A 23232-nucleotide genomic window follows, 5' to 3' on the forward strand; every position below is an offset into this window, starting at 1 on the left:
AGGGCTGAAAAGTTTACTTTCTCGTTATCTGGAACTTTGTTAACCTTTTGGAACCGCCGTATGCGGACCCGCATGTACGGTGGTGTGAGAGGACGGGGGCTAGCCGCCCCCTCCTACTCGATTGTATACCTTAATCGGAGTTCATGTTGCTCGTCGGAAAAATGTTCATTGTTTTTACCGCGGCTGGTAGGTATAGTGGATTCGAGATCACCGTATCAACCGTACCCTGAGAATGGAGTTGACCTATGAATTCAACATCGATGCTTGAGCAGATGACCTACGAACAGCGTTACCTTATTCATCAAGCAATGGCGGATCTGGACCCGCAATACGATGAAACCGCTCAGCTATTGGTGTACTCCAGCGGCCGGCACAATGTGCGGGAGAGCAGCCATTATTTGATCGGTCTTTTGATCCGTAATGCGCCAGGTGATGTGGCAAGAGCCTGCGATATTATTGAGCGAATCATCGACAATCAGTATGATCTGCCCGACGAAATTTACCACGGGACCTTCAAGCGCGCACCGCAAGAGCCGAACCCACCATGCGGGAGCCTGCCGTGGAAGTCGTTTGCGCCGGGGTTTGCTTATTTTCTCGATACGACCTTAGCCCAAATATCGGCGGAGCTAAGCCAAGGGAACAAGGAGCTGGAGCGGCGTTTTCAAGCGGCTGTGGACCATGTCCTGCCTACAGTGTGGACAACCTACGACCCGAACTGGCGGGAGTTTATTGCATGTGATTTTGCCGCCGTTCTGGCTTATTTCGAAGAGCTGCTGCCGGCTGAGCTGGTGCGGCGGATGGAAGCGTCCATGGTCTTGGCGGTCAGGGGTTCGATTGACAGGCGCCGCTCGGATGCCATTCCGATGAATACCAATATTGAATTGATGCATATTTTTATCTGCGATTTTTATGGGCACCGGTTGAACAATCCGGCATGGATCGAGCATGCGCACGAGGAAGCCCAGCGCTTTTACGAGTCGTTTGTGGAATTCAAATCGTTCGCGGAATTTAACTCGACCACCTACTACAGCGTGGATCTTATGGCTTTGGGGCTATGGAGAGCCTGCGGAAAATCGGAATCGATTCGAGCGATTGGCCGCGAGGTGGAGTTGGGACTATGGGAAAATATCGCCTTATTTTATAACGCGGAGATGGCCAATTTGTCGGGTCCGTTCACACGGGGCTACGAGATGGAAATGACTGAGCACAGCATGCTTGGTGTGATCTTTTTTCTGGTGCTTGGCAGGGGATACGAGCATTTGGTCGTTCCCAATGTGGAGTCGGCGTCCGATCCGCTGCTGGCGCTGGTAGGCTTCCAAGTGCCCGAGCATGTGAAACCATATCTGCTGCAGCATCAAGGGGACCGGCAGGTGGAGAAGCAGTTCCGGGAGCTGTGTGAACGGAGCAAGCCCGGTGAGAACACGCCGCTTTGCACCGCCACGGCATGGATCGAGCGGGATGTGATGATTGGGGGCATGGCCGGTAGTCTAAATACGAGCGGTCAGCTGCATCCAGCAACCCTATATTGGAAAACGGAAGCCGGGAAGCTGTACACGATGAGGCTGCTTCGGCGCGAGCCCGGCGGCCGGTGGGGCGCTCACTATAGAGGGATTACCTACAACGCCAAAGCAGAGAAGGACCAGCTCAGCGTTCAAGTGCAATTCGATACGCCGAGAGAGCTCGAGCTGTTCTTTGAAATTAGCGGGGAGCAGCTAGATTCTGCTGAGATCACGGACTCTTTCTGGAGATTGCCCGGTCTAAACCTGGAAGTTGAAGCGAATGCGCCATCGCCAGTAATTGTACAGCGTGACGGGGGGCTGGAAATTGTTTATCCTTATCAACCTGCGGCGGGCACAATCGGGCAGATGAGCTTTATTTTGAAACGGGTACAGACATAAAATGAATGCCGGGAGGCTCAATCGTACTTATCCTCATCCAAGCGGCACTGACGCTCTACGATGAGCTCGGCTTCCGTCTCGAAATTCAAGTACAGCGGAGCCGGCAGCTCGTCGGTGAGCTCTTTCATCAGAGGCAGCTCCAGCAGCTGCTCTAGCGTTTGCGGCGGCGATCCGAGCCCGTCGTACCATTCGCGTACCGCGTCGATAAACCGGTAAAAGGCGGCTTCAAAGGCGTTAGCGGACTCTTCAGCGTCGTCACCGGAGGCCCTCGACATGGCATTCCAATGGTTTAAAGCGATTGTTAAGGTTTGCTTGACTTTGACCTGGTCCATCACGGATTCACTCCTTTAATGTATCTTTCTCTTCAGACAAGACTATCCGAATTCGGCTTTGACATCAAGTTTGGCCTAGCAAGAGGCTTTGATAAAATACGAGACAAGGAGAGGTTTCGGCATGATCGTAGGCTTAGGGGAATGGGGACTTCATTATAGGACCATTGAGGAGCATTGCAAAATTACGAAAGATTTCGGGCTGCGCTACTTGGAGCTGGGCATCGGAGGCGACTTCCCGGGCAGGATTTCAAGGGAAGCGGGACAGAAGGAGATCGACGAAGTGATGGCTTGTCTTAACGACTATCACATACTGGCCCCTTATGTAGCGCTGGAAAATGATTTTACGCTCGAGGACCCGGAGGCCGTGCAGCAATCCAAAGAGCGCGTAGCCGGCGATATCCGGCTATCGGCTAAGCTCGGTGCGACCCATGTGCGGCTGTTCACCGGCTTCGAGCTGGCTTCGAACATGACGGAGGAGCGCTGGGCTCGCATGATCGGTGCGTTCCATGAGATGCACGCGCTGTGCTCGAAGCTTGGCCTTGTGATCTCGATCGAGACGCACGGTCGCAACACCCCGGTGGGCAACGGATTTATTCACGAGCCTACAACGTCGACGGATTGGGCGTGCCTTCAACGCCTGCTTGCCGAGCTTCCTCCGGCAGTCGGCTTTAACTTTGACCCCGGCAACCTCAAAGCCTGCGATCCGGCGCGTCCGCTCACGGACTATGCCAAGCTGCTCGGCAGCCGGATCAACTACTGTCACCTGAAGGACTGGAAGCCGGTAGACAACCACTGGATCGCCTGCGCGCCGGGGGATGACGACCTGGATTATGACACACTGCTGAAGGCGGTGCCGTTTCAAGGCGCCTATCTGATTGAGTACGAGCAAACCGGCGACGTCATCGAAGGCATCGGCCGCAGCTTGAACTATTTGCGCTCCATTCGCCCGGATTTGCGGGTGGAGTAGCATAAGGGCCACCCATTGGGGTCAATACGGACCTCATGGGTGGTCTTTTTTTAAAAACTGACTATTGAAAAAAGTAAACGCTTACGTTATTATCTGATATATCATGTATCAGATTTCTGGAATCTCAAACTCTATCAATAACGATGAATCGCCAAAAAGAGGATGATGGCATGGAATTCAACAACACCATTTCGGATTACATAACGTCCCGAACCCGCTCTATTCGCGAAGTGGTGTATGAGACGTTGAAGGAATCGATTGTATCGGGTCAGCTTGTTCCCGGGCATCACTTGAGAGAGCGGGAGCTGGCGAAATCGTTTGGCATCAGCACCACGCCTTTGAAGGAAGCACTGAGACGATTGGAGCAAGAAGGGCTCGTGACGACAAGCGCGAGAAAAGGCACCTATGTCGCTAGCGATATTATGACCTCGATCGAGGAGATCAACTGGGCCCGGTCCGCGCTGGAGGGTGTTGCCGCAAGATTGGCTGCGTTGAAATTTACCGAACAAGAGGCGGCGGAATTCACTGCGATCATCGACCAAATGAAGCAAGCAACCCAGCAAAAGGACGCTGAGGCGCTGATTGTCTTGAACGACAGCTTTCACGAGATGATCCGCACCATGGCGAAAAATAACTATATTTATCAGCAGATCAAGTCGATTCGTTCGTTCGCTCTTAGCTTTCGAAAGAAAGCGCTTTCACATCCGGACGAGCTGAATCGCGCATACTTTGAGCATAAGTGGATTTATGACCACGTTATGAAAAGGGACGCCGAAGGCGCAGAGCAGGCGATGATCTCCCATATCCGCCGTACGATCTCTTTCGTCAAAGAAACGAATCAGATGCCCCCCACAACTTAGCGAGAGAGGTGCTGCAACCGATGTTCACAGAGCTGAAGCAGAAGCTGAAAGGGATTAACGCGATTAATGTGACGCCCTTTACAGAGCAGCAGGAAATTGATTGGGATGCGCTGAGACTCAACGTTGAATTTTTGGTCGAGCAGCAGATTGAAGCGGTGTACCCGTGCGGGAATACCGGAGAATTTTATGCCCTTATGATTGAGGAAGCGAAAGCGGTTACGACATACGTGACCGAAGTGGTCGCGAAGCGGAGCCTGGTGATTGCCGGCGTAGGCTACGATGCAAAGACGGCTTGCGAGCTGGCGAAGCATGCGGAAGCCGCGGGTGCGGACGGTTTGATGGTGCATCAGCCGGTCCATCCGTACTTAATGCAGAACGGACTAGTGAATTACTATAAGCAGATTGCAGCCAGCACGAAGCTGCCCCTGATTTTGTATGTGAGAAGTGAGCAAATCACGGAGGCGGTCCTGCGCGAAGTGGCGGCACTGCCGAATGTCGTTGGTGTCAAATATGCCGTCAACCACCTGCCGTCGTTCACCAAGGCGGTTCGAGCCGTGAAGGAACCGATCGTATGGATTTGCGGCACAGCGGAGGTATGGGCGCCGTACTTTTTTGCCGCAGGGGCTGAAGGCTTTACCTCCGGTCTGGTGAACGTCGATACCCGCCGTTCCTTTGAAATGCTTGGTTACCTGAAGGTAGGGAACTTCAAGGAAGCGCTGGACGTTTGGGAAGACGTCTATGCCTTCGAGGAGCTTCGGGCCAAGCATAACAACGGCAACAATGTCAGTGTCGTGAAGGAAGCCATGTATCAGCTCGGATTATTGCCGACGAATACGGTCCGGCCGCCGATCGGTACGCTGACGGAGTCGGAGAAGCAAGAGGTTAGCGCCATGCTTCGTCGATGGGGCTTAACCCAATAATTCCTAGATTGAAAGCATCAGATTAACACCAATTTGAAGGAGATTTCATCATGATAGTTACGGACGTGAGATTAACCGTAGTCGGAATGCCCAGACAGACAGGCTTTATCAGCAAGCATGCGATCGTAGAGCTCGCAACCGATGAAGGAATCACGGGAATCGGCGAAATGTCAGACTTCTCCCACCTGCCGCAATATTCGATCGACGTGCGGGATTTGACAGGCGTGCTGAAAAAAATCCTCGTCGGCCAAAATCCATTCGATATTTCCTTGATCAACCGCGAGCTGCTGAGCCATTTTCCGGAGACGATGTTCTATTACGAGAAGGGCAATTTTATCCGTAATGGCGTGGATGCCGCGCTGCACGATCTCTGCGCCAAGTCACTAGGCATATCCGTGGCAGATTTTATCGGAGGACGGCTCAAGGACAAGATCAAGGTCTGCTACCCGATCTTCCGTCACCGGTTTATGGAAGAAGTGGAGGAGAATCTTGCCGTTGTGCGTGAGCGGTTCCGCCAAGGCTTCGACGTTTTCCGGCTGTATGTCGGTAAAAACCTCGATGCAGACGAAGCGTTCCTGGATGGTGTGCGAAGAGAGTTCGGCAGCCAAGTGACGATCAAGTCGCTCGATTTCAGCCACCTGCTGGACTGGAAATCGGCAGTGCAAGCAACCAAGCGCTTGTCGCAATATAACTTCCAGCTCATCGAAAGCCCGGCGGTGCAAAATGATTTCGAAGGCCTGCGCAATTTCCGCATGAAGGTTGATCATCCGATCAGCGAGCACGTGTGGAGCTTCCGCCAGCAGTATGAAATGATCCGCCACGACTCGATTGATATTTTCAACATCTCGCCCATTTTTATCGGCGGCATCACGAGTGCGCGTAAGGCAGCGGCGGCCGCTGAAGTGGCAGGTAAGGGCTGCTTGATCGGCACCACGCAGGAATTGTCGATCGGTACAGCGGCGATGGCGCATCTGGGCAGCTCGCTGGTGAACCTGAACTTTACCTCCGACCCGACCGGTCCGGAATTGTACGTCGGCGACATTGCGAAGCAGCCTGTGAAATATGAGAATGGTTACTTGTTGGTTCCAGACCGCAACCTGCCAGGACTTGGCATGGAGCTGGATTGGGAGCAAATTGAAAAATATAAAGTAGACGATTTAAGCTGGGGCAGCGTATCCGTACATCAGCTCCAGGACCGCACGTCACAGACGGCAAAGTAAGGTAGCTTTTGGCCTTTGAGGTTGCCCGGCGAATAGCAAGAGGAAGAAGCGTTCGCCGGGCGGGCATCCAGAGCGTTCTGACATCGAGCTTTACATCTTTTTTAACATATAAGAGAGAGGGAGTTTTTCGATGAAACGTAAACAATGGATTGCGACACTGGGGGCATTCACGCTCGCAGCGGGTGTTATGGCGGGATGCAGCGACGGAGGAGCAGCGACAAAGAAAGATGCAGCTACTCCGGCCAAAAAAGAGGATACGGCTTCTCAAGCGCCGCTTGATATCACGCTGGCGGTTCCACAGGTAGGAGACATTCCTGAGAAGGGGAATGTAATTGAACAGGAAATCGAGAAGTACACCAATACGAAGCTTAGTTTTCAATGGATTCCAAGCTCCACCTACGATGAGAAAATCAACGTAATGATCGCCAGCGGCGATTTGCCGAAAGTGATGCGCGTCAACTATGTTGCAACCGTTATCAGTGCCGCACAGAATGGAACGTTCTGGGATATCACGCCTTACCTCAAGGATTACAAAAACTTAGCCGCTCAAAACCAGCAGTACTATGAAAACATCAAGATCGACGGCAAGCTGTACGGAATTCCGTTGTACCGTGAAATGGGACGTCCGGCCGTCATTTACCGCAAAGACTGGTTCGACGCGCTGGGTCTGAAGACTCCGAAGACGCTGGACGACTGGTACAACTTAGCGAAAACGCTTACGACAGGCGACCCGGATAAGAACGGCAAGAACGATACCTATGGCTTCATGCTGGATAAAAAATTCAACGATGGCGTAAACTCGGTACTGACTCGGATTGCCGTTACACAAGGCGGGGTCAATAAGTACGGAGTAGACGGCAGCGGTAAAATCACACCGGAATTTTTGACTCCACAGTTTGTGGATACGATGAAATTGTTCAAGCGCTTGTATGCTGAGAAGCTGATCAACCAAGATTTCCCTGCACTCGATGGCGCCGATATGGATAAGAAATTCGAGTCCGGCACCGTGGGGATCAAGATTAACGGTGTAGCAACGAACGCAGCAAACATTATGGACCGCCTGACGAAAGTAGTTCCTACTGCGAATCTGGAGATTACGCATTGGGAAGGACCGCAAGGCAACAAAATTGCCGCCCAAAGCGGTAACAACGGCTTCCTTGTGTTCCCTAAATCTGCAGTAAAAACCGAAGCGGATTTAAAGCGCCTGCTTACCTTCTTTGATAAGCTGCTGGATGAGAAAATGTCCACGCTGCAAAAGCGCGGGATTGAAGGCAAGCACTACAAGAAAGTGGACGGCGGCTTAGTAGAATGGGTCGACCTGACGGCATTCAACCGTGAAGTAAAACCATACCGCGATGACCTGCTTAACTTTGAAACCTACAACGTTCCACAGCTGAAAGATACACCGCTGGCTATGAAGGGCTACAAGATGGAGCCGGAAGGTCTGAAGTTTGCCGTGAACAATCCGGTCCTGACGCTGTCTTCCAATACGTATTCGGAGCGCGGTAAAGAGCTGGATACGATGATGAACGACGCTGAAACCCAATACATCGTCGGCAAAATCGATGATGCTGGCTGGGCTGCTGCGGTCGACAAATGGCGCAAAGCAGGCGGCGACAACTTGATCAAAGAATACGAAGCTTCCTGGGCTAAAGTAAATAAAAAATAGTAATCATTTACGATCATAAGCAAGGCAGTTTAGAGCTTATTCTTAAGTTCTAGCTGCCTTGCCCTTATTTTAGCGAACAAGTTAAATACGGAAGATTGAGTGTTCTCCGTTCCTCTGGTTAATTAATACGTAGTGCGAAAGGAGTGACAGTATGATCGGTAGAACGTTCCCGTCGGAAAAAAGGGCCTATATGGATGAGACCACAGGCAAGCGCATCTGGCAGCTGACATCGGGCGGCTCCAACAATTATCATCTCTATTTCACGGACAACTCGTTTTCTCTAGGAGATCAAGAAATTTACTTCCTATCGGATCGCTCTTCGCCCAAGCCGGAAGTGTACAATTTTTTTCGGATGGATCTGAAGTCAGGCCTCATTACGCAATTGACGGATGAAACCGGCGGCATTCAAAAGCACACCAAAAGCCCGGACAGCGAGCTTCTCGTCTATGTGACCGGCAACCGGTTGAGGAAACTCAACACGCGGACCCTGCAGTCCGAAACGCTGTATGAAGAGACGGGCCAATTTAAGCTGGGCTCGCCGTTCATTAGCCCTTGCAAGACGTATGTCGGAATTATTCGCAACGAAGATGTCCAGATCGAGCGCGGGGCGAATTATGCCGGGTTTAAGGAATCGATGTTCGCGGTCAAGAAAGCGTTTATTACGTTGGTTTACCTGGACGGCTCGAAAGCGGTGGATGTGTGGGAGGATACCCATTATCTGGGACATTTCCAATTTGCGCCGGACGACTGCACCTTGGCCATGTTTTGCCATGAAGGGCCGTGGAACCTGGTGCATCAGCGCATGTGGCTGCTGGATACGGTGGCGCGATCGGTTATACCGTGCTTCCGTCAACAGGAGGACGATTGCGTAGGGCATGAATTTTGGACACGGGACGGCCTCATTTTCTTCGATAATCGGAGAAAAGGGCACGACGGGACGATCACATCCAACCGGACGCAGGCGACGGTACATGAGGAAGCTGCTGACGGTCAAATTCCGTATGTGGGACTGGCGAACAAACAAGGCGAGGTCGTCCGAACGATTGATCTGCCTTACTATTGTAACCATTACCATGCCAATAACGACAATTCGCTACTCGTAGGCGATAATGTGGATGATTTGGTGCTGATCGACTTAACGGCGGAGAAGCCGGAGCCTGTTACGCTATGCACGCACCGCACTTCTTGGTATGACAATCGCAGGCATGCGCATCCGACCTTCAGCTGGAACGGAGAGCAGATTCTGTATGCCTCGGACCGAGAGCAAAGTAAAAACAACTTGTATTTAGTGGACCTTGGAAAGGATGACGAATAGCATGCGCACAATTCATACAGACGAGATTCGAGACACGGTGGCCAGATTATGCTGGGAGGCCTGCTATTATTTGCCGCCGGACATTCTAAGCGGCTTCAAGAAAGCGGAGCAGAAGGAAGTATCTCCGCTCGGCAAGTCCATACTGGGACAATTGATCGAAAATGCGGAGTTGGCGACAAGCCAGCACATGCCATACTGCCATGACACAGGACTGGCTGTAGTGTATGTGGAAGTAGGCCAGGAGGTACATATTACCGGCGGAGCGTATCTGGATGCCATTCATGACGGCGTTCGCAAGGGCTATGACGAGGGCTTCCTGCGTAAATCCGTCGTGGGCGACCCTCTGCTGCGCGTCAATACGAATGACAACACTCCTGCGGTCGTACATACCGAGATCGTGCCTGGGGATCAGATCAAAATTACGGTGCTGCCGAAGGGCGGCGGCAGTGAGAATATGAGTGCCATGAAGTTCCTGCTGCCTGGCGAAGGGGCCGAAGGGGTCAAGCAATTCGTGCTCGACACGATTATTGCCGCAGGCGGAAAGGCTTGTCCTCCGCTGGTCGTCGGTGTGGGCATCGGGGGCAGCTTTGACAAGGTGACGGCGATCGCGAAAGAGGCGGTGCTCCGTGAAGTTGGCGAGCATCACCATGAGCCGCACCTCAAGCAGCTGGAGGAAGAGCTGCTGGAAGCGATCAACAAAACCGGCATTGGCCCGCAAGGCCTCGGCGGCGTCAGCACGGCGCTGTGGGTAGCGGTGGAAACGTACGCCTGCCATATTACCGCGCTGCCGGTTGCAGTCAACATTCAGTGCCACGCGGCCCGCAAGAAAACCGCTGTGATTTGACGGAGAGGAGCATACAACAACATGACACAATACCGCCTAACGACCCCACTCACCGATGAAGTAATTCGACAGCTGCAGGTCGGCGACGAAGTGCTGTTGACCGGAACGATCTATATGGCCAGAGACGCGGCGCATAAGCGCATGATTGAGCTGTTGGAGAAGGGCGATCCGCTGCCCGTTGATTTAAAAGGGGAAATTATTTTTTACGCCGGACCTTGTCCGCCGAAGCCAGGGCAAATTATTGGCCCAGTGGCGCCGACGACGGCATACCGTATGGATCCGTATGCACCGGCTATGTATGAGTACGGCGTGAAGGGAGCCATTGGAAAGGGGCCGCGCCGGGATATGGTGAAAGAAGCCTGCGTCCAATATACAGCCGTTTCCTTTGCTGCGATTGGCGGTTTGTCCGCCGTGCTGAGCCAGAAGATTAAAGCTGTCGACATCGTGGCCTACGAGGATCTCGGACCGGAAGCGATCCGCAGACTGCAGGTGGAGGACTTCCCAATGCTCGTGGCGTACGATGCGCATGGGAACGACCTATACGAGCAAGAAATCGCAAAATATCGTCAAGTGTAACCACGCCTATTACTACGAGATCGCCGAACGCTTCACTGCGCACGCAGCGGAACACGGTGTGAATGCTGCCAGCTTGGCGATGGCCTGGGTGATGTCGCATCCTGCAGTGACTGCGCCGATTATCGGGGCCCGCACGATGGAGCAGCTGGAGCTGGCCATTGCCGCACAGGATATTCACCTGACGCCGGAGTGGCGAGATGCCATCTCGGCGCTGTCGATTACGCCGCCTCCTGCAACGGATCGCTCGGAGGAGCAGGAGAAACCTCGCATTTCGTAGAAAAATCTAAATTTTACACAAGCTGACCTAGAAATAACCCGATTGTGTGCGCTTACAATCCTGTATAATTTTACTTATGGGTCACTTAAAGGTTATCTATATAAAAACGATCAGATGATGGAGGGGTTGCAACATGATGGGGAATAAGAAGTTGAAAGGGCTTCCAGTCGCACTTTCTTTGGTAATGCTGGGGGGATTGCTAGCCGCTTGTAATTCCGGAGGAGGAACAGCTCAGCCAGCGGCAACGGCCGAGCCGCAAGCCAAGGGTGCCGGCGCAGCAGATCCTGCCAAGCAAGTGAGCGAAGCTCCGGCAGAGCTTACTTTCTACGTAGCTATCAACGGGTGGACGGAAGAACGTTTCAATGAAGCGTACGGAAGCCAGATTAAGAAGAAGTTTCCGAACTATACGCTGAAATTTATTCCTCAAGGAACTGCAGGCAACAAGACGCTGGAGGGCGTCATTACATCCGGGCAGAACGTCGATATTTTGATCACCTCCATCGGTTTGACCTCCTCCTTCTTGACGCAGTTTGATATGCAGTATGATATCAGCGATCTGATCAAGAAATATAATTATGACTTATCCCGTCTGGAGCCTTCGACGATTGAGATCCAGAAGCAGCTGTCCGGCAATGGCGGCATCTATGGACTTCCGGTCAGCACCACTTCGGCGGCGCTGTTCTACAACAAGGCCATCTTTGATAAATTTGGCGTCCCTTATCCGAAAGAGGGCATGACATGGGATGAGCTGTACGATCTCGCGAAGAAGATGACGCGCAATGACGGCGGCCAGCAGTACAAAGGGATGACGATGTCGGTTCAGCACTTGATGCTGCTTAACCAATTGTCGGCGCCGCATTTGGAAGCGAAGACGTATAAAAACCAGTTCACCACCGACGTATTCCGTCAAGCGTTCGAGAACTTGGCCCGCTTCTACACGATTCCTGGCAACGGCCTCGTGAACAACAAGTACAGCAAGGCCAGCCAAGAGGAGCCATTCTACAAGGATCAGAACGTGGCGATGTATGCAGCTCTCAGTACTACTGGGGATGTCTTCAGAGAATCGATCGACTGGGATATGATTCAGCTGCCGTTCTTCAAGGATAAGCCGGGCATCGGACCGCAATCGTATCCGAACTACTTCTACTTGTCCAAGGCGAGCAAGAACAAAGACGCGGCGTTCCAAGTTATGGCTTACGTGACGTCGGATGAGTTCCAGGAGTTTATGAACAAGAGTGGTAACCCTTCAATCTTGAAGGATCCTAGCAAGCTCAAATCGACCTTTGCTGCTGACGCTTCCTACTTCAAAGGCAAAAACGTCAAATCAATGCTGCCGGCTAAATTCGCTGCTCCGACGGAAAAGTCGAAGTACCAGACGATTGCGGATACCGAGATGCAAAATGCGCTCGTCGATTATGCTACGGGTAAGAAGGACATTAACTCTGCCCTCCGTGATGCAGGTGAACGTGTAGATAAAGCCATCGAAGCTGAGAAGAAGAAGTAAGGAACTCCTCTTAAAAATTGCGCCCAAGCATTGTCAGATATTGCCAACTGGATTATAATGGTCATATCAAGACGTGAACTAGGGCCGAGATCAGGAGAAACCCGAGCGCGTTACACGATTGCTTCCAAGTGAAGCGAGGTGTGACGCGATCGGGTTTTTGTTTTTTCCTGCATCAATTCACAACGGCTCGTTAAGAGGAGGGGTTTCGAATGAGAAGGAAGAAGGCGATGACGATGCTGCTCAGCTTGTCCTTTCTGGGAGCGTTTGCACTGGCTGGCTGCGGACAAGGCGCACAAGGAGTGGAGCAGCCCGGTACCGGAGCGAGTAAGGCGGAGGCTGTGAAGTCGGAAGGGTACAATAATGAGCCGGTGACGCTGACGTTTTACTCTCATAACGCGGGGGTCTTGACTGATGCAGACTTGGAGGAGCTGGTGACGAAGCCGGTGAAGGCCAAGTATCCGAACATTACGCCTAAGCTAGTCACCGGCACCAAGCTGGATGCGCTGATCGCTTCCGGGGATGTGCCCGACGTCATTTTGACCAGCAACTATTATTTGCTCGATCTGCTGCAGCTGGGGCTGGGGTCGGATTTGAACGATTTTATTAAGCAGGAGAAAATGGATTTCAGCAAATTCGAGCCGGAAACGATCAACGTAATGAAGGGCTTCGGCGACAAAGGGGAGTTCTTCGGCATTCCGTATGCGATGAATTATGGGATGCTGCTGTATAACAAGGACATTTTTGACAAATTCGGCGTACCGTATCCGAAGGATGGGATGAATTGGAGCCAAGTGCTGGAGCTTGCGCGAAAAGTGACCCGCATGGATCAAGGCACGCAGTATATCGGACTGGATCTGCAATCGCCGACCCTGCTGACCCTCCTTACGGCCTTGGGGTGGTAGACGAGAAGCAGGAGAAATCGGTCCTAATGACCGACGCCTACAAGAAGGTATTTGGGATTTATGAGCAAAATTATGGCATCCCGGGAAGCGTCGAGCCTGGCAAGAAGTATTCCTTCGGCATTGATTATTTCCTAAAGGACCAGAAAACCGCGATGTTCCCTTACTGGCATTCAGCCATCACGGCCAGGCTCCCCCAGCTGAAGGAAGCGGGCAAAGGCTTTAACTGGGACCTGGTCTCGTTCCCTTCCTTCGATGACAAGCCGGGCTTCGGCCGGGAAATCGACTTCCATCTGGCGATGGTGACTCCGAACAGCAAGAATAAAAAAGCAGCCTATGCCGTCTTGAAAACCCTGGTCAGCGAAGAAGCCCAGAAGGCGATGAACCGCGGGACACGCATTACCGTCCTGAAGGATCCTGCGCTGAAAAAAGAAGTGTCGGTCGACACGAAGCTGTACGAAGGCAAAAACCTGCAAGGGATTTTCACCGTGAAGCCGGCTCCGCTGCCGAAGGCGACCAAGTATGACGTCAAGCTGTATCCGTACCTGAGTGAAGCTGCCAAGAACATGGCCTACGATAAAAAGGATATCAACACGGTGCTCCGCGAAGCGGAAGAGAAGGCCAACAAATTTATTCAAGAAAATAAATAAGGCAAGCCGACATGGCCTGCCTTAGACTTAGAGCAATCGAAGAAGCAAGGCTACAGCCTGGACCTTCGAATAGCCTGATTGATGACCTCCGAGCATACGAGTCCGAAGGCAATCGCGCCCGAGATCATGAACGCCTTCGCGCCTAGCTGTACTGCCAAATCGTAGTGGTTCTCGACTACGTTCCGCATGGCGTCATAGGCAGTGCCTCCCGGCACCAGCGGGATGACTCCCGAGACACTGAACACGATGATCGGTGTTTTGTAAATTTTGGCCAGCACTTGGCTTAGCACCGTGACGAAGAAGGAGGCCGCAAGCGAGGCCATAATCGCACCCACCGGCAGCTCCTGCAGAAGCACGTAGAGCAGCCACCCAAGCATGCCGACGAAGCCGCAGGGCAGGAGTGTTTTTCTCGGTACGTTGAACAAAATAGAAAAGGCGCTGGACGCAACAAAGCTGGTGAGGAGCTGCTCGATAATGATCAGAAGAACCCCTCCCCACTGTAAAAGGCCAACACAAATGCGATGCCCGAGCCGATGGCAAAGGCGGTGAGAAACGCCTCCGCGCCCTTGGACACGCCTGAAACGAAGTGGCCCGCCATCAAATCTCTTACGGCGTTGGTAATGAGAAGGCCCGGCACAAGCGGCATGACGGAGCCGATAATGATTTTATCCAGGTCATGGCCCAATCCGCTGCTAACCCAAAGGCAGGAGCAGAGACCGATGACGAGCGAGGCCAGCCCTTCGGCAAACAGCTTGATCGACACGAGGCGGTGCGTCAGCACGAGCACCGCATAGCCGATGCCGCCGGAGATCGCGGCTGGGATAAAGTCTCGCCAGGTGCCCTGAAACATAATCAGGAAGCATCCGCTGGCTATGGCAGCGGCGAGCAGCATCACGGTGAACGGATAGCTCAGATTGGCCGCTTCCGTCTGTTTCAGCAGCGTTAGAGCTTCCTTCATGGAAAGCTCACCTTGAGAAAGGCGCCGGGAGACATCGTTGACGATGGTTACTTTGCGCAAATCCGTGGACCGTTCGGTGATGCGGACCAATCGGGTCGTCAGCGCATCTCCCTCGGTGGAAAAGATGATGCCGGTCGGGGTAACAAAGCTGTGCGCGTTCTCGATGCCCAGCGCTCCGGCCATGCGGATCATCGTATCCTCGACCCGGTACGTTTCCGCGCCGTTCTCGAGCATCATTTTGCCGGCTAATAAGATGAGCTCCACGACTTCCTGCGTCGCATTCGCTTGATGGGCTTGATACACCGCAAAGTCACCTCGATTCGTACATAAGACATTATGAAACCCACGGGTTTTGTCCGTGGGTTAAATGTTATTATACCATATTCTGCTGTACGAATCACGAGCGGGGGACATGGCTGACTAGAGACGAGGTTACTTGGTTACGTCAGCGGGGGGATGAGCTTCCATATCATTTTCCACCATTTTTTTTCCTTGGCTGCGGCGACCATACGCTTGGTTTCCAGCATTTCGCGGATCAGCACGGTCACTTCTTCATCGCGCGTCCGGATGTACTCGTCGATGGAAGCGAAGGCGTCGTCAACTTTTTCCTCTTGTGCACGGAGCTTTTCCATCATTTTATTGTGCTTGACCTTGAGCACGGTGAACTCGACGTCGAGATGGTTCGTGAGGGTTTGCAGCTGATAGAGCTGATTATCTGTCTTCTTCATGTATTGATGCATTTGAGTCTCAATCTGCTGATTGACGATGTCAATAATTTCCTCCCGGGCTACCGTTGGGGAAGGCGGGGCAGCGGAGACGGAGGGGGTCGTGCTGCCGCCGTTCGTGTACTTCTCAGCCAGCTCCTTGATCGCCGGTACCAGCATATGGCCTTGCATTAAGCGCTGCTTTAATTCTTTGATCACCGTCAGATCCTGAGGTGCGAATTGCCTTGCGCCGTCCGCGCGTTTGGCCACGGCGTAGCCATTCCATTCCAGGAGCACACACCAGCGCTGCAAGGACACGGCGGGGACCAATAGCTCGTTTGCTGCATCTTCTAGGGATTTAGGGGATGAATTACGCTCCATATCGACGATACACCTCTTTTGACTAAGCATTTCTCTTACTATAGTAAAGGCAATCTAGTAAAAAGGCTGTCGAAGTGCGATGTCAAAATAAAAAATAAACGCTGCGGTCCATGCTGCGTAAGCGCCTGGTCTAGTTGAGTTGCCCATTTTTATTGAGAAAATATAGCAGATACGCTATAGTTTTAAATGACAAACAGTTCCAGAATAGGAGTGAATCATCATGCGCTTGTCTATGCTGTATGGTAAAACCGGTTTAGAGGTAGAAGTACCAGACCACGCTGTAGTTATTGAGCCGCGTCACCTGCCTGGATTAGAGGATGAGAAAAGCGCTGTTATGGAAGCGCTACACCATCCGATTGGACTTGCCCCGCTACAAACCCTCGTGAAATCAACCGATAAAGTCGCGATCGTCATCAGCGATTTGACCCGCCCAACCCCCAATCACAAGCTCGTGCCCTGGCTCATTGAAGCACTTCCTCATGTTCCTCATGAACAATTCGTCATTATTAATGGAACCGGAACGCACCGGGATCAAACTAGAGAAGAATTCGTTCAAATGCTGGGGGAGTGGGTCGTAGACCATATCCGGATTATCAATCACCATTGCCATAATAAAGATGAGCTGAGCTTAATCGGCCGCAGTGAGTTTGGCTGTGATGTATATTTGAATAAAGAGTATGTGGAAGCGGATTTCCGGATTGTGACGGGATTTATTGAACCGCACTTTTTTGCCGGATTCTCGGGAGGTCCGAAGGGGGTCATGCCGGGGATCGCGGGGATCGAGACGATCTTGACGTTCCATAACGCCAGAATGATCGGCGATCCGCTTGCGACGTGGGGCAATATGACGGGCAACCCGCTGCAGCGGATGGCTGGCGAGGTCAACCGGTTGTGCAGCCCGCATTTGATGCTGAATGTGACACTGAACAAGCATAAAGAGATTACGAAGGTGTTTGCGGGCGAGCTGTTTGCAGCACATGAGGCGGGCTGTACATTTGCCAAGGAGCATGCGATGGTCCCGGTGGATCAGCGCTTTGACGTCGTGCTCACGTCCAATTCCGGATATCCGCTCGATCAGAACCTATATCAAGCGGTGAAGGGCATGAGCGCCGCTCATAAAATCGTGAAGCAAGGCGGGACGATTATTTGTGCCTCGGAATGCTCGGACGGAATACCGAATCATGGGAATTATGCCGAGATTTTGCAGATGGGAAAGACGCCGCAGGAGCTGCTCGAGCTGATCAATGATCCAGCGTTTTCCAAGTTTGATCAATGGCAGGTACAAAAGCAGGCTGTCGTCCAAACGTGGGCGGATGTGCAGGTCTACTCCTGTTTACCGGATGAAGATATTGAGCGTGCGATGCTGAAGCCAGTACACAACATCGATCAAGCTTTGCAAGAGTTGAAGAAAAAATATGGGGAGCAGATGTCCGTTGCCGTACTGCCTATGGGGCCGCTTACAATTCCTTATGTTAAAGGGGAGTAAGATGGAAATCCCGGAAGCGACTGGGGGTTCATTTCCCGGGCAATCAAAAGGCAGATGAAAGCGGGCGTAGACATCGATGATTTATTTTCTGCTGTATTATTCCATTGTGTATATGGGTAATGCGATTTACGGCACGTATATGCCGGTTTACTTTCAGTCCGTCGGCGCCTCGCCATCGCAAATCGGCACGCTGCTAAGCTTGGGTCCGCTTGTTGCCATCCTTGCTCAGCCGGTCTGGGGAGCGGTCTCGGATCGCTCGAAGAGCAAAAACACGGTGCTGATGCTGCTGATCATCGGAGCCGGAGCGGCGATGCTGCTTTTTCCGCTGTCGACGGCGTTTTATTACTTATTGGCTATCGTTTGCGTATTCACGTTTTTTCAGACGTCCATCTTCGCCATCAGTGATGCGATTACGCTGGAGGAGCTTGAGAAGCAGAAACGCTGGTCGTTCGGCCCGATTCGGCTGGGGGGCACGATTGGCTTCGCGATCATGTCCCTCACCTTTGGCTTCATCGCCAAGACGAATATCGGTTACTTGTTCCCGATCTATGCGTTCGTTATGATGGTTTCCTTCGTGCTGGTGACTCGCTTTCCCCGCATTTCGGGATATCAATCGACGGGGAACAAGATGCGAGTGTGGGTGTTGTTCAAAAATCGGAAATTGATGACTTATTTAGCGATCAACCTGATTATTCAAATTACGCTGGGCTACTATTATACGTTCTTTCCCGTTTACTTCCGGGGGCTTGGGGCGGACAACGTCCTGCTGGGCTGGTCGATGGCCATTTCCTCGTTCAGTGAAATTCCGTTTCTGCTGTTTGCAAGCCGTATTTTTAAACACATTCGAATTACGCATATTTTACTGATCTCGTGCACGGCGGCAGGGCTGCGATGGCTTTGCTTTTACTTGACGGTCGATCCGATCTGGGCGCTGCCGGCGCAGGTGTTACACGGACTTATCTTTATCGTACTGTCGGTCACAATGGCGATGTATATCAACCAGGAGGTCCCGAAAGAGCTGAAGGCCAGCGGCCAAACGCTCAATGCACTGCTCAGCTTGGGGGTAGCTCGAATTATCGGCAGCTTTGCAGGCGGCTTTGCGAGCGAGGCGTTCGGGATGCGCAACGTATTTTTGTACAATACTTGGATCGCTCTAGGCTGTGCTTTTCTTGTATTTCTCGTCAGCTTGCGGGAAACAAGGGAACGCCGCTTGGAGGGGGAATGATCTGCAATGTGGAGGTCATTCTTTTTTTTGTCAGCCTTTGGAATTGCTGAGGGGTATAGTAAGAGAAGTTTGAATTTCGTCGAAGAGGTGACAACGTATGCTTGAAACGGCGAAACCGTTTTCAATTATCTTAGTTCCGGATACGCAAATCATGACCGCACGGCATCCCGAGCTGCTGCACCCCATGTGCAAGTGGATTGCCGATCAGGCGGAGGCGCTGAATGTACGCATGGTGCTGCACTTAGGCGATGTGGTCAATAACGGCGCGAGTCAGGAGTCGCAATACCAGCTTGTGGCAGACGCCTTGGATGTAATTCACCAAGCAGGCCTTCCGATGATGCTGGCCATGGGCAATCACGATTATGACAATGAGGTGAAGCAGGACCGAAGCGCGGTCATGTTCAACCGGCATTTTGGCCGTTTTTATGAGCAGCAGACTTGGCTTGGAGGAACTTACGAGGCAGGCGCTATAGAGAACAGCTACGCACGCATGCAGCTCGGCGGCTCGCCCTATGTGTTTCTGGTGATGGAGTTCGGTCCTCGAGACGAGGTGCTCGCCTGGGCCGATCGGATTTTGCAGGAGCATGCCGACCACAAGGCCATTATCGTGACCCACTGCTTTATGTATATCAACGGCAAGCGAAGCCAGCCCGGCGATGCGCATAATCCAAAAATATACCCGGGGGCCACTGGAGCTAATGATGGGGAGGATGTATGGCATAAGCTGATCAAGAAGCATCCCCGGCTGATCGGCGTGTTCTCAGGGCACCAGGTGCCGGTCAATGTCAGCCACCGGACGGACCTCGGCGAGCAGGGCAATGTCGTACTTCAGGCGTTCCAGAACTGGCAATCCAGCGAGCGGGGAGGAGAAGGGCGGCTGCGCATCTTAACGATCGATCCCGAAAATAGCACGATGAGCTTAGCGGTCTTTAACCCGAGCAGCGGCAATTATGAGCATGAAGCAGGGTACCAGGTGGCGCATTCGTTTAAAGAAGTGACACCCCCTTTTGAGTCGACCGTGTTCCCGACGCTTTAGGGGTAATAGGACAATTAAATGAAAAAAAAGTGCAAATTCCAAGAAGAATCTGCACTTTTTATATGTTATGGTTACTATTGAATGGTTGAATGATGATAGCCTAGGTTAATCTTGGTGCTCGAGGGAGTACGATTTACGGTATTTAAGCGGCGTCGTTCCAATCATCTTCTTGAACGTCGTATTAAAATGAGACACATGCTCGAAGCCGACATTGTGCGCGATGGTAACGATTTTTTCCTGACTCTCCCGAAGCTGCTTTTGCGCTTCCTTCACCCGCACGGCAAGCAAATATTCGCGGAATTGGAAGCCGGTCAGCTTTTTGAATATGCGGCTCAGGTAAAAAGGGCTGATGAAAAATTGCTTCGCTACCTGGTGCAGCGTGATGTCTTCATGATAATGCTGGTTTAAGAAGGCGGCGATTTCAGAAATTTTCTCGTGCATCGGATGGGCAAAGGGCTGATGCTGGTCGGTCTGGTGCGGCTCGTGACGGCGAATGCGGACGAGCAGCTTGATCAGGTTCGCCTGCACAAAGGCTTCATAGCCGAGCCGCTGCTGGCGGCATTCGGCGAGCATCTCCTGCACCATGCGGTAAATTTCAGGCTGCTCCGCTTCCGAGAACCGGAGCAGGCAGGAGCCCTGCGCAAAGGGCAGCAGCTCTTCACCGGACACCCATTCCATCGAGTGGAGCAGCTCCGGCTTGAAATTGATCAGAATGCGCTCGAATTCCTGGACATTCGGGCTGGTGGTGGTGCGGTGCAGTTCGTGCGGGTTAATGATGACGAGATCGCCCTGCTTCGCCGTGTAGACCCGGTCGTTGATAAAATAGATCCGCTCCCCTTTCACCAAGTAGAAGATTTCGTAGTACTCATGCAGATGGAAGCTGTTCATCGCCACATACCCGTGACGGTGCATGTGCTGAACGGTCAGCGCGTTGTCGCGTATGTGATAGGTAGGCCAGGCGGTAGAGTCCGGGTTGGGCTGGGCAGACATGGGTTGGATCTCTCCTTTGCAGTATGCACAATACCTTAGGTTGCTAGATTGATAGTAGCAAAAAATCGTCCGAAAAGCATGAAAAAATGATATGATTTTGGAGGGATGGCAGGATGACGATGAATTCACGCGGCGATGTTTTTATCAGGGCCGTGGCGCAGTTTGCGGATACGGTGCTGGAGCATGGGAAAGACCGGTACGGCAGCGCTGCCACGCCGCTTCTGGCCGATGGGCTGCAGGTGCAGACGCTGGCGCCAGTCGAGTGGTCATCGGATGGCGAGCGCTGGATCGTTTCGAACCTGGCGAATCAGCAGCATTTGTTTCGCACCCTCGTAGGCTTAAGTCGGCTGACGGGTGAGGATAAGTACCGGCATGCGGCGGACGAGGCGCTTCGCTACGCGTTTCAAGAGCTGCGCTACGGCGATTTGCTGTGGTGGGGCGGACACATGACCTTTGATCTGGCGGACAAAAAGAAGGTGTTCGCCTCGGACAAGGGTCCCCAGCATGAGCTGAAGTGCCATTTTCCGTTCTATGAATGGATGCATGAGGTGGATGAGGTTGAGACGCGCAAGTACATCGAAGCGTTCTGGGACAGCCATATTACGGACTGGTCCAACCTGGAATTCAGCCGCCATGGCAAGCCGGTTGAGGCCCCGGAGGGCGGGGTTTGGAGCCGGACGTATGCCGGCGGGGAAGTGTTTTTTGAAGGGCGCGGGCTCACCTTCATCAATGCGGGCAGCGACTTGATCTATGCGGCATCGATGCTGCATAAGTTCAGCGGCGACGAACGGCCTTTGCAGTGGGCGAATCAATTGGCGCGCCGGTACGTCGAGACCCGCCATCTCAAGACGGGACTGGGCGGGTATCAGTTCAGCATCTCGATTTTGCCGGGTCAACGAGGCGATCGGGCCATTGAGCAGTTCGGGGAGCAGCTGCGCCAGCATCAGCCGATTGAAGCGACGCTGACTTCGTTTCGCCAGCTGCGAACCATTCTGGGTCCGGCGGCGATCTGCAAGCTGACGTTGGCCGAGAAGCTGGGCAGCGCAGGCGAGCAGCTTGGGCAGTGGGCAGCGGAGGATTTGGCCGCCTATGGCCGATATGCCTACGACATGCACGATAATACGTTCCATCCGATTCTAACGAACGGAACCAGGTTAACCGGACTGGTGATGGAGAAAGACGGGTATTACGGCCGGAAAGGCGAGGCGTTCAAGTCGGGTAAAGGTGATGCGCTGCTGTTATGGTCTTATGTGCTCGGCTTCCGCCAGACCGAAGATTCGTTCTTGTGGAGCATCGCCCGCAATATTGCGCTGGATCTTGGTCTTGGAGAGATCGGCAGCGCCCCTGGCCAGCCGCCAGCACTCCTCGTTGAAAGCGCATGCAGCGATCCGCTGGCGATTTGTGCACTGCTGGAGCTGTATCGGTGGAGCGAGGCGGAGCCGTACTTGGCTGCGGCGGAGCACATCGGCCATCGCGTTCTCGAGCGCACATTCCGCAACGGCCTGTTCTTGCGCTCAGAGGATCTGGCGTATGTAAAGCTGGATTGTCCTGAAGCGTTAATTTTGCTGCAGCTGGCAGGCGCATTATCCGGCCGATTGGATCTGGTTCCGGCCTACGTCGCCGGACAAGGCTTTTTCGGTGCCGCCTATGACGGGCTGGGGCATAAGACCGATAATGATTGGCTTTACCGTCAAACGAAGGCATGATTGAATACAAGAGGTACTAGAAGTGGAAGGAGTCCGCACGAAAATGACATCCAATGAAGCTGCACAGCGCGGCATCCAAGTATTTATTGCAGGCGATTCGACGGCTGCAAACTACCCGCCGGAGCACTCGCCGATGGCCGGGTGGGGACAGCGGCTGGGGGAGCTTTTTCAGCCCAGCATTACGGTAGTTAATGCAGCACGCAACGGCCGCAGCTCCAAGAGCTTCATCGAGGAAGGCCTGCTGGAGCAGATTGAGCAAGGCATCGAGCCTGGCGACTATTTCCTCATTCAATTCGGTCACAATGACCAGAAGCCGGATGAGGAGCGGCATACCGAGCCGGATACGACCTATCCGCAGCAGCTCAGCCGGCATATCGAGCTGGCCCGAAGCAAGGGAGCGCATCCGATTTTGCTCACGTCGGTGGAGCGCCGACATTTCGGCCCGTCGGGCGAGCTGATCCCGTCCCACGGGGAGTATCCGGCAGCGGTTATGCGCCTTGCAGATCAGCTGCAGGTGCCTGTGCTGGACCTTTGCGCGAGAACACAGTCGGCCTATCGGGCGATGGGCGCGGAGGACTCGAAGGCGTGGTTCGTCTGGCTGAAGCCGGAGGAGCACGCAAACTACCCGGAGGGGCTGGAGGACAACACGCATTTTAACGAGACCGGTGCGCTGGAAGTGGCCAAGCTGGTCGCTGAAGAATTGAAGCAAGCGGGAATTCCGCTGGCTCAGTGGTTGCTGTAAAGACTGTAAAGACTGTAAAGACTGTAAAGACTGTAAAGACTGTAAAGACTGTAAAGATGAATACAAACCCATG

General features: G+C 52.9%; 23 protein-coding genes. 18 read left to right on the top strand and 5 right to left on the bottom strand.

The window, feature by feature from the left end; genetic code table 11:
• Positions 1-245 precede the first annotated feature (245 nt).
• Entirely contained in the window at positions 246-1898 is a 1653-nt protein-coding gene (locus tag FPZ49_RS25535; RefSeq protein ID WP_144852496.1) for a hypothetical protein, read from the top strand.
• Positions 1899-1915: 17 nt separating this feature from the next.
• Here FPZ49_RS25535 and FPZ49_RS25540 read toward each other — a convergent pair whose 3' ends face one another.
• Positions 1916-2230: a hypothetical protein gene (locus FPZ49_RS25540; protein ID WP_144852498.1), complete on the bottom strand. Its 315-nt coding sequence runs from the start codon at positions 2228-2230 to the stop codon at positions 1916-1918.
• 121 nt (positions 2231-2351) lie between these two features.
• Between FPZ49_RS25540 and FPZ49_RS25545 the strand changes: the two genes are divergently transcribed.
• From FPZ49_RS25545 to FPZ49_RS25600, 12 genes are all read left to right on the top strand, one after another.
• Positions 2352-3197, top strand: coding sequence for a sugar phosphate isomerase/epimerase family protein (locus FPZ49_RS25545; RefSeq protein ID WP_144852500.1), 846 nt, complete (start codon positions 2352-2354; stop codon positions 3195-3197).
• Between the two features lie 170 nt (positions 3198-3367).
• Positions 3368-4057 (top strand): GntR family transcriptional regulator, encoded by a 690-nt coding sequence (locus FPZ49_RS25550; RefSeq protein ID WP_144852502.1) that lies wholly within the window; start codon positions 3368-3370, stop codon positions 4055-4057.
• 20 nt (positions 4058-4077) lie between these two features.
• Entirely contained in the window at positions 4078-4977 is a 900-nt protein-coding gene (locus FPZ49_RS25555) for a dihydrodipicolinate synthase family protein (RefSeq protein ID WP_144852504.1), read from the top strand.
• Positions 4978-5027: 50 nt separating this feature from the next.
• A complete protein-coding gene (locus FPZ49_RS25560) occupies positions 5028-6197 on the top strand; it encodes a mandelate racemase/muconate lactonizing enzyme family protein (protein ID WP_144852507.1) in 1170 nt (389 codons plus the stop codon).
• Between the two features lie 130 nt (positions 6198-6327).
• The gene (locus tag FPZ49_RS25565; RefSeq protein WP_144852508.1) at positions 6328-7866 is read left to right on the top strand and encodes an extracellular solute-binding protein; all 1539 of its coding nucleotides are present in this window, start codon (positions 6328-6330) and stop codon (positions 7864-7866) included.
• A 151-nt stretch (positions 7867-8017) separates the two neighbouring features.
• Positions 8018-9181, top strand: coding sequence for an oligogalacturonate lyase family protein (locus FPZ49_RS25570; protein ID WP_144852511.1), 1164 nt, complete (start codon positions 8018-8020; stop codon positions 9179-9181).
• A gap of 1 nt (position 9182) precedes the next feature.
• On the top strand, positions 9183-10025 hold the full coding sequence (locus tag FPZ49_RS25575) for a fumarate hydratase (RefSeq protein ID WP_144852513.1): 843 nt from the start codon (positions 9183-9185) through the stop codon (positions 10023-10025).
• Between the two features lie 21 nt (positions 10026-10046).
• A complete protein-coding gene (locus tag FPZ49_RS25580; protein ID WP_144852515.1) occupies positions 10047-10601 on the top strand; it encodes a Fe-S-containing hydro-lyase in 555 nt (184 codons plus the stop codon).
• On the top strand, positions 10552-10878 hold the full coding sequence (locus tag FPZ49_RS25585) for an aldo/keto reductase (protein ID WP_261381613.1): 327 nt from the start codon (positions 10552-10554) through the stop codon (positions 10876-10878). The genes FPZ49_RS25580 and FPZ49_RS25585 overlap by 50 nt, the downstream gene beginning before the upstream one ends.
• A gap of 133 nt (positions 10879-11011) precedes the next feature.
• Positions 11012-12382, top strand: a complete 1371-nt coding sequence (locus FPZ49_RS25590; RefSeq protein WP_144852519.1) for an ABC transporter substrate-binding protein — start codon at positions 11012-11014, stop codon at positions 12380-12382.
• 209 nt (positions 12383-12591) lie between these two features.
• Positions 12592-13284 carry an ABC transporter substrate-binding protein gene (locus tag FPZ49_RS25595; RefSeq protein ID WP_144852521.1) on the top strand — a complete coding sequence of 231 codons (693 nt, stop codon included), beginning with the start codon at positions 12592-12594 and terminating at the stop codon, positions 13282-13284.
• 26 nt (positions 13285-13310) lie between these two features.
• Complete coding sequence (locus FPZ49_RS25600; protein WP_144852523.1) at positions 13311-13931, top strand: extracellular solute-binding protein; 621 nt, start codon at positions 13311-13313, stop codon at positions 13929-13931.
• A gap of 50 nt (positions 13932-13981) precedes the next feature.
• Here the strand turns inward: FPZ49_RS25600 and FPZ49_RS25605 are convergent, their stop codons facing one another.
• The 3 genes from FPZ49_RS25605 to FPZ49_RS25615 all read right to left on the bottom strand — a co-directional run bounded on the left by FPZ49_RS25605 (position 13982) and on the right by FPZ49_RS25615 (position 15974).
• Positions 13982-14413 (bottom strand): threonine/serine exporter family protein, encoded by a 432-nt coding sequence (locus tag FPZ49_RS25605; RefSeq protein ID WP_186446098.1) that lies wholly within the window; start codon positions 14411-14413, stop codon positions 13982-13984.
• The gene (locus tag FPZ49_RS25610; RefSeq protein WP_261381614.1) at positions 14410-15192 is read right to left on the bottom strand and encodes a threonine/serine exporter family protein; all 783 of its coding nucleotides are present in this window, start codon (positions 15190-15192) and stop codon (positions 14410-14412) included. The genes FPZ49_RS25605 and FPZ49_RS25610 overlap by 4 nt, the downstream gene beginning before the upstream one ends.
• Before the next feature lie 137 nt (positions 15193-15329).
• Entirely contained in the window at positions 15330-15974 is a 645-nt protein-coding gene (locus FPZ49_RS25615) for a DUF3967 domain-containing protein (protein ID WP_186446095.1), read from the bottom strand.
• 220 nt (positions 15975-16194) lie between these two features.
• Here FPZ49_RS25615 and larA point away from each other — a divergent pair, with 220 nt between their 5' ends.
• The 3 genes from larA to FPZ49_RS25630 all read left to right on the top strand — a co-directional run bounded on the left by larA (position 16195) and on the right by FPZ49_RS25630 (position 19721).
• Positions 16195-17460 carry a nickel-dependent lactate racemase gene (gene larA / locus FPZ49_RS25620; RefSeq protein ID WP_144852529.1) on the top strand — a complete coding sequence of 422 codons (1266 nt, stop codon included), beginning with the start codon at positions 16195-16197 and terminating at the stop codon, positions 17458-17460.
• A 76-nt stretch (positions 17461-17536) separates the two neighbouring features.
• Positions 17537-18685: an MFS transporter gene (locus tag FPZ49_RS25625; protein WP_144852532.1), complete on the top strand. Its 1149-nt coding sequence runs from the start codon at positions 17537-17539 to the stop codon at positions 18683-18685.
• Between the two features lie 97 nt (positions 18686-18782).
• Positions 18783-19721, top strand: coding sequence for a metallophosphoesterase (locus FPZ49_RS25630; RefSeq protein WP_144852534.1), 939 nt, complete (start codon positions 18783-18785; stop codon positions 19719-19721).
• Positions 19722-19826: 105 nt separating this feature from the next.
• Here FPZ49_RS25630 and FPZ49_RS25635 read toward each other — a convergent pair whose 3' ends face one another.
• Positions 19827-20711, bottom strand: coding sequence for a helix-turn-helix transcriptional regulator (locus FPZ49_RS25635; protein ID WP_144852536.1), 885 nt, complete (start codon positions 20709-20711; stop codon positions 19827-19829).
• Positions 20712-20824: 113 nt separating this feature from the next.
• Between FPZ49_RS25635 and FPZ49_RS25640 the strand changes: the two genes are divergently transcribed.
• Both FPZ49_RS25640 and FPZ49_RS25645 read left to right on the top strand, forming a co-directional pair.
• Positions 20825-22417, top strand: coding sequence for a hypothetical protein (locus FPZ49_RS25640; protein ID WP_144852538.1), 1593 nt, complete (start codon positions 20825-20827; stop codon positions 22415-22417).
• A gap of 43 nt (positions 22418-22460) precedes the next feature.
• On the top strand, positions 22461-23159 hold the full coding sequence (locus tag FPZ49_RS25645; RefSeq protein WP_144852540.1) for a rhamnogalacturonan acetylesterase: 699 nt from the start codon (positions 22461-22463) through the stop codon (positions 23157-23159).
• The last annotated feature ends 73 nt before the right edge of the window (positions 23160-23232 follow it).

It is taken from the genome of Paenibacillus cremeus, from assembly GCF_007786445.1.
In the GTDB taxonomy this organism is placed as follows: Bacteria; Bacillota; Bacilli; order Paenibacillales; family NBRC-103111; genus Paenibacillus_G; species Paenibacillus_G cremeus.

What these genes read in the sequence shown, in the direction of transcription:
- FPZ49_RS25535 (WP_144852496.1), top strand. Translation starts at nt 246, where the DNA reads ATGAATTCAACATCGATGCTTGAGCAGATGACCTACGAACAGCGTTAC.
- FPZ49_RS25540 (WP_144852498.1), bottom strand. Translation starts at nt 2,230, where the DNA reads ATGGACCAGGTCAAAGTCAAGCAAACCTTAACAATCGCTTTAAACCAT.
- FPZ49_RS25545 (WP_144852500.1), top strand. Translation starts at nt 2,352, where the DNA reads ATGATCGTAGGCTTAGGGGAATGGGGACTTCATTATAGGACCATTGAG.
- FPZ49_RS25550 (WP_144852502.1), top strand. Translation starts at nt 3,368, where the DNA reads ATGGAATTCAACAACACCATTTCGGATTACATAACGTCCCGAACCCGC.
- FPZ49_RS25555 (WP_144852504.1), top strand. Translation starts at nt 4,078, where the DNA reads ATGTTCACAGAGCTGAAGCAGAAGCTGAAAGGGATTAACGCGATTAAT.
- FPZ49_RS25560 (WP_144852507.1), top strand. Translation starts at nt 5,028, where the DNA reads ATGATAGTTACGGACGTGAGATTAACCGTAGTCGGAATGCCCAGACAG.
- FPZ49_RS25565 (WP_144852508.1), top strand. Translation starts at nt 6,328, where the DNA reads ATGAAACGTAAACAATGGATTGCGACACTGGGGGCATTCACGCTCGCA.
- FPZ49_RS25570 (WP_144852511.1), top strand. Translation starts at nt 8,018, where the DNA reads ATGATCGGTAGAACGTTCCCGTCGGAAAAAAGGGCCTATATGGATGAG.
- FPZ49_RS25575 (WP_144852513.1), top strand. Translation starts at nt 9,183, where the DNA reads ATGCGCACAATTCATACAGACGAGATTCGAGACACGGTGGCCAGATTA.
- FPZ49_RS25580 (WP_144852515.1), top strand. Translation starts at nt 10,047, where the DNA reads ATGACACAATACCGCCTAACGACCCCACTCACCGATGAAGTAATTCGA.
- FPZ49_RS25585 (WP_261381613.1), top strand. Translation starts at nt 10,552, where the DNA reads ATGGGAACGACCTATACGAGCAAGAAATCGCAAAATATCGTCAAGTGT.
- FPZ49_RS25590 (WP_144852519.1), top strand. Translation starts at nt 11,012, where the DNA reads ATGATGGGGAATAAGAAGTTGAAAGGGCTTCCAGTCGCACTTTCTTTG.
- FPZ49_RS25595 (WP_144852521.1), top strand. Translation starts at nt 12,592, where the DNA reads ATGAGAAGGAAGAAGGCGATGACGATGCTGCTCAGCTTGTCCTTTCTG.
- FPZ49_RS25600 (WP_144852523.1), top strand. Translation starts at nt 13,311, where the DNA reads ATGACCGACGCCTACAAGAAGGTATTTGGGATTTATGAGCAAAATTAT.
- FPZ49_RS25615 (WP_186446095.1), bottom strand. Translation starts at nt 15,974, where the DNA reads ATGGAGCGTAATTCATCCCCTAAATCCCTAGAAGATGCAGCAAACGAG.
- larA (WP_144852529.1), top strand. Translation starts at nt 16,195, where the DNA reads ATGCGCTTGTCTATGCTGTATGGTAAAACCGGTTTAGAGGTAGAAGTA.
- FPZ49_RS25625 (WP_144852532.1), top strand. Translation starts at nt 17,537, where the DNA reads ATGATTTATTTTCTGCTGTATTATTCCATTGTGTATATGGGTAATGCG.
- FPZ49_RS25630 (WP_144852534.1), top strand. Translation starts at nt 18,783, where the DNA reads ATGCTTGAAACGGCGAAACCGTTTTCAATTATCTTAGTTCCGGATACG.
- FPZ49_RS25635 (WP_144852536.1), bottom strand. Translation starts at nt 20,711, where the DNA reads ATGTCTGCCCAGCCCAACCCGGACTCTACCGCCTGGCCTACCTATCAC.
- FPZ49_RS25640 (WP_144852538.1), top strand. Translation starts at nt 20,825, where the DNA reads ATGACGATGAATTCACGCGGCGATGTTTTTATCAGGGCCGTGGCGCAG.
- FPZ49_RS25645 (WP_144852540.1), top strand. Translation starts at nt 22,461, where the DNA reads ATGACATCCAATGAAGCTGCACAGCGCGGCATCCAAGTATTTATTGCA.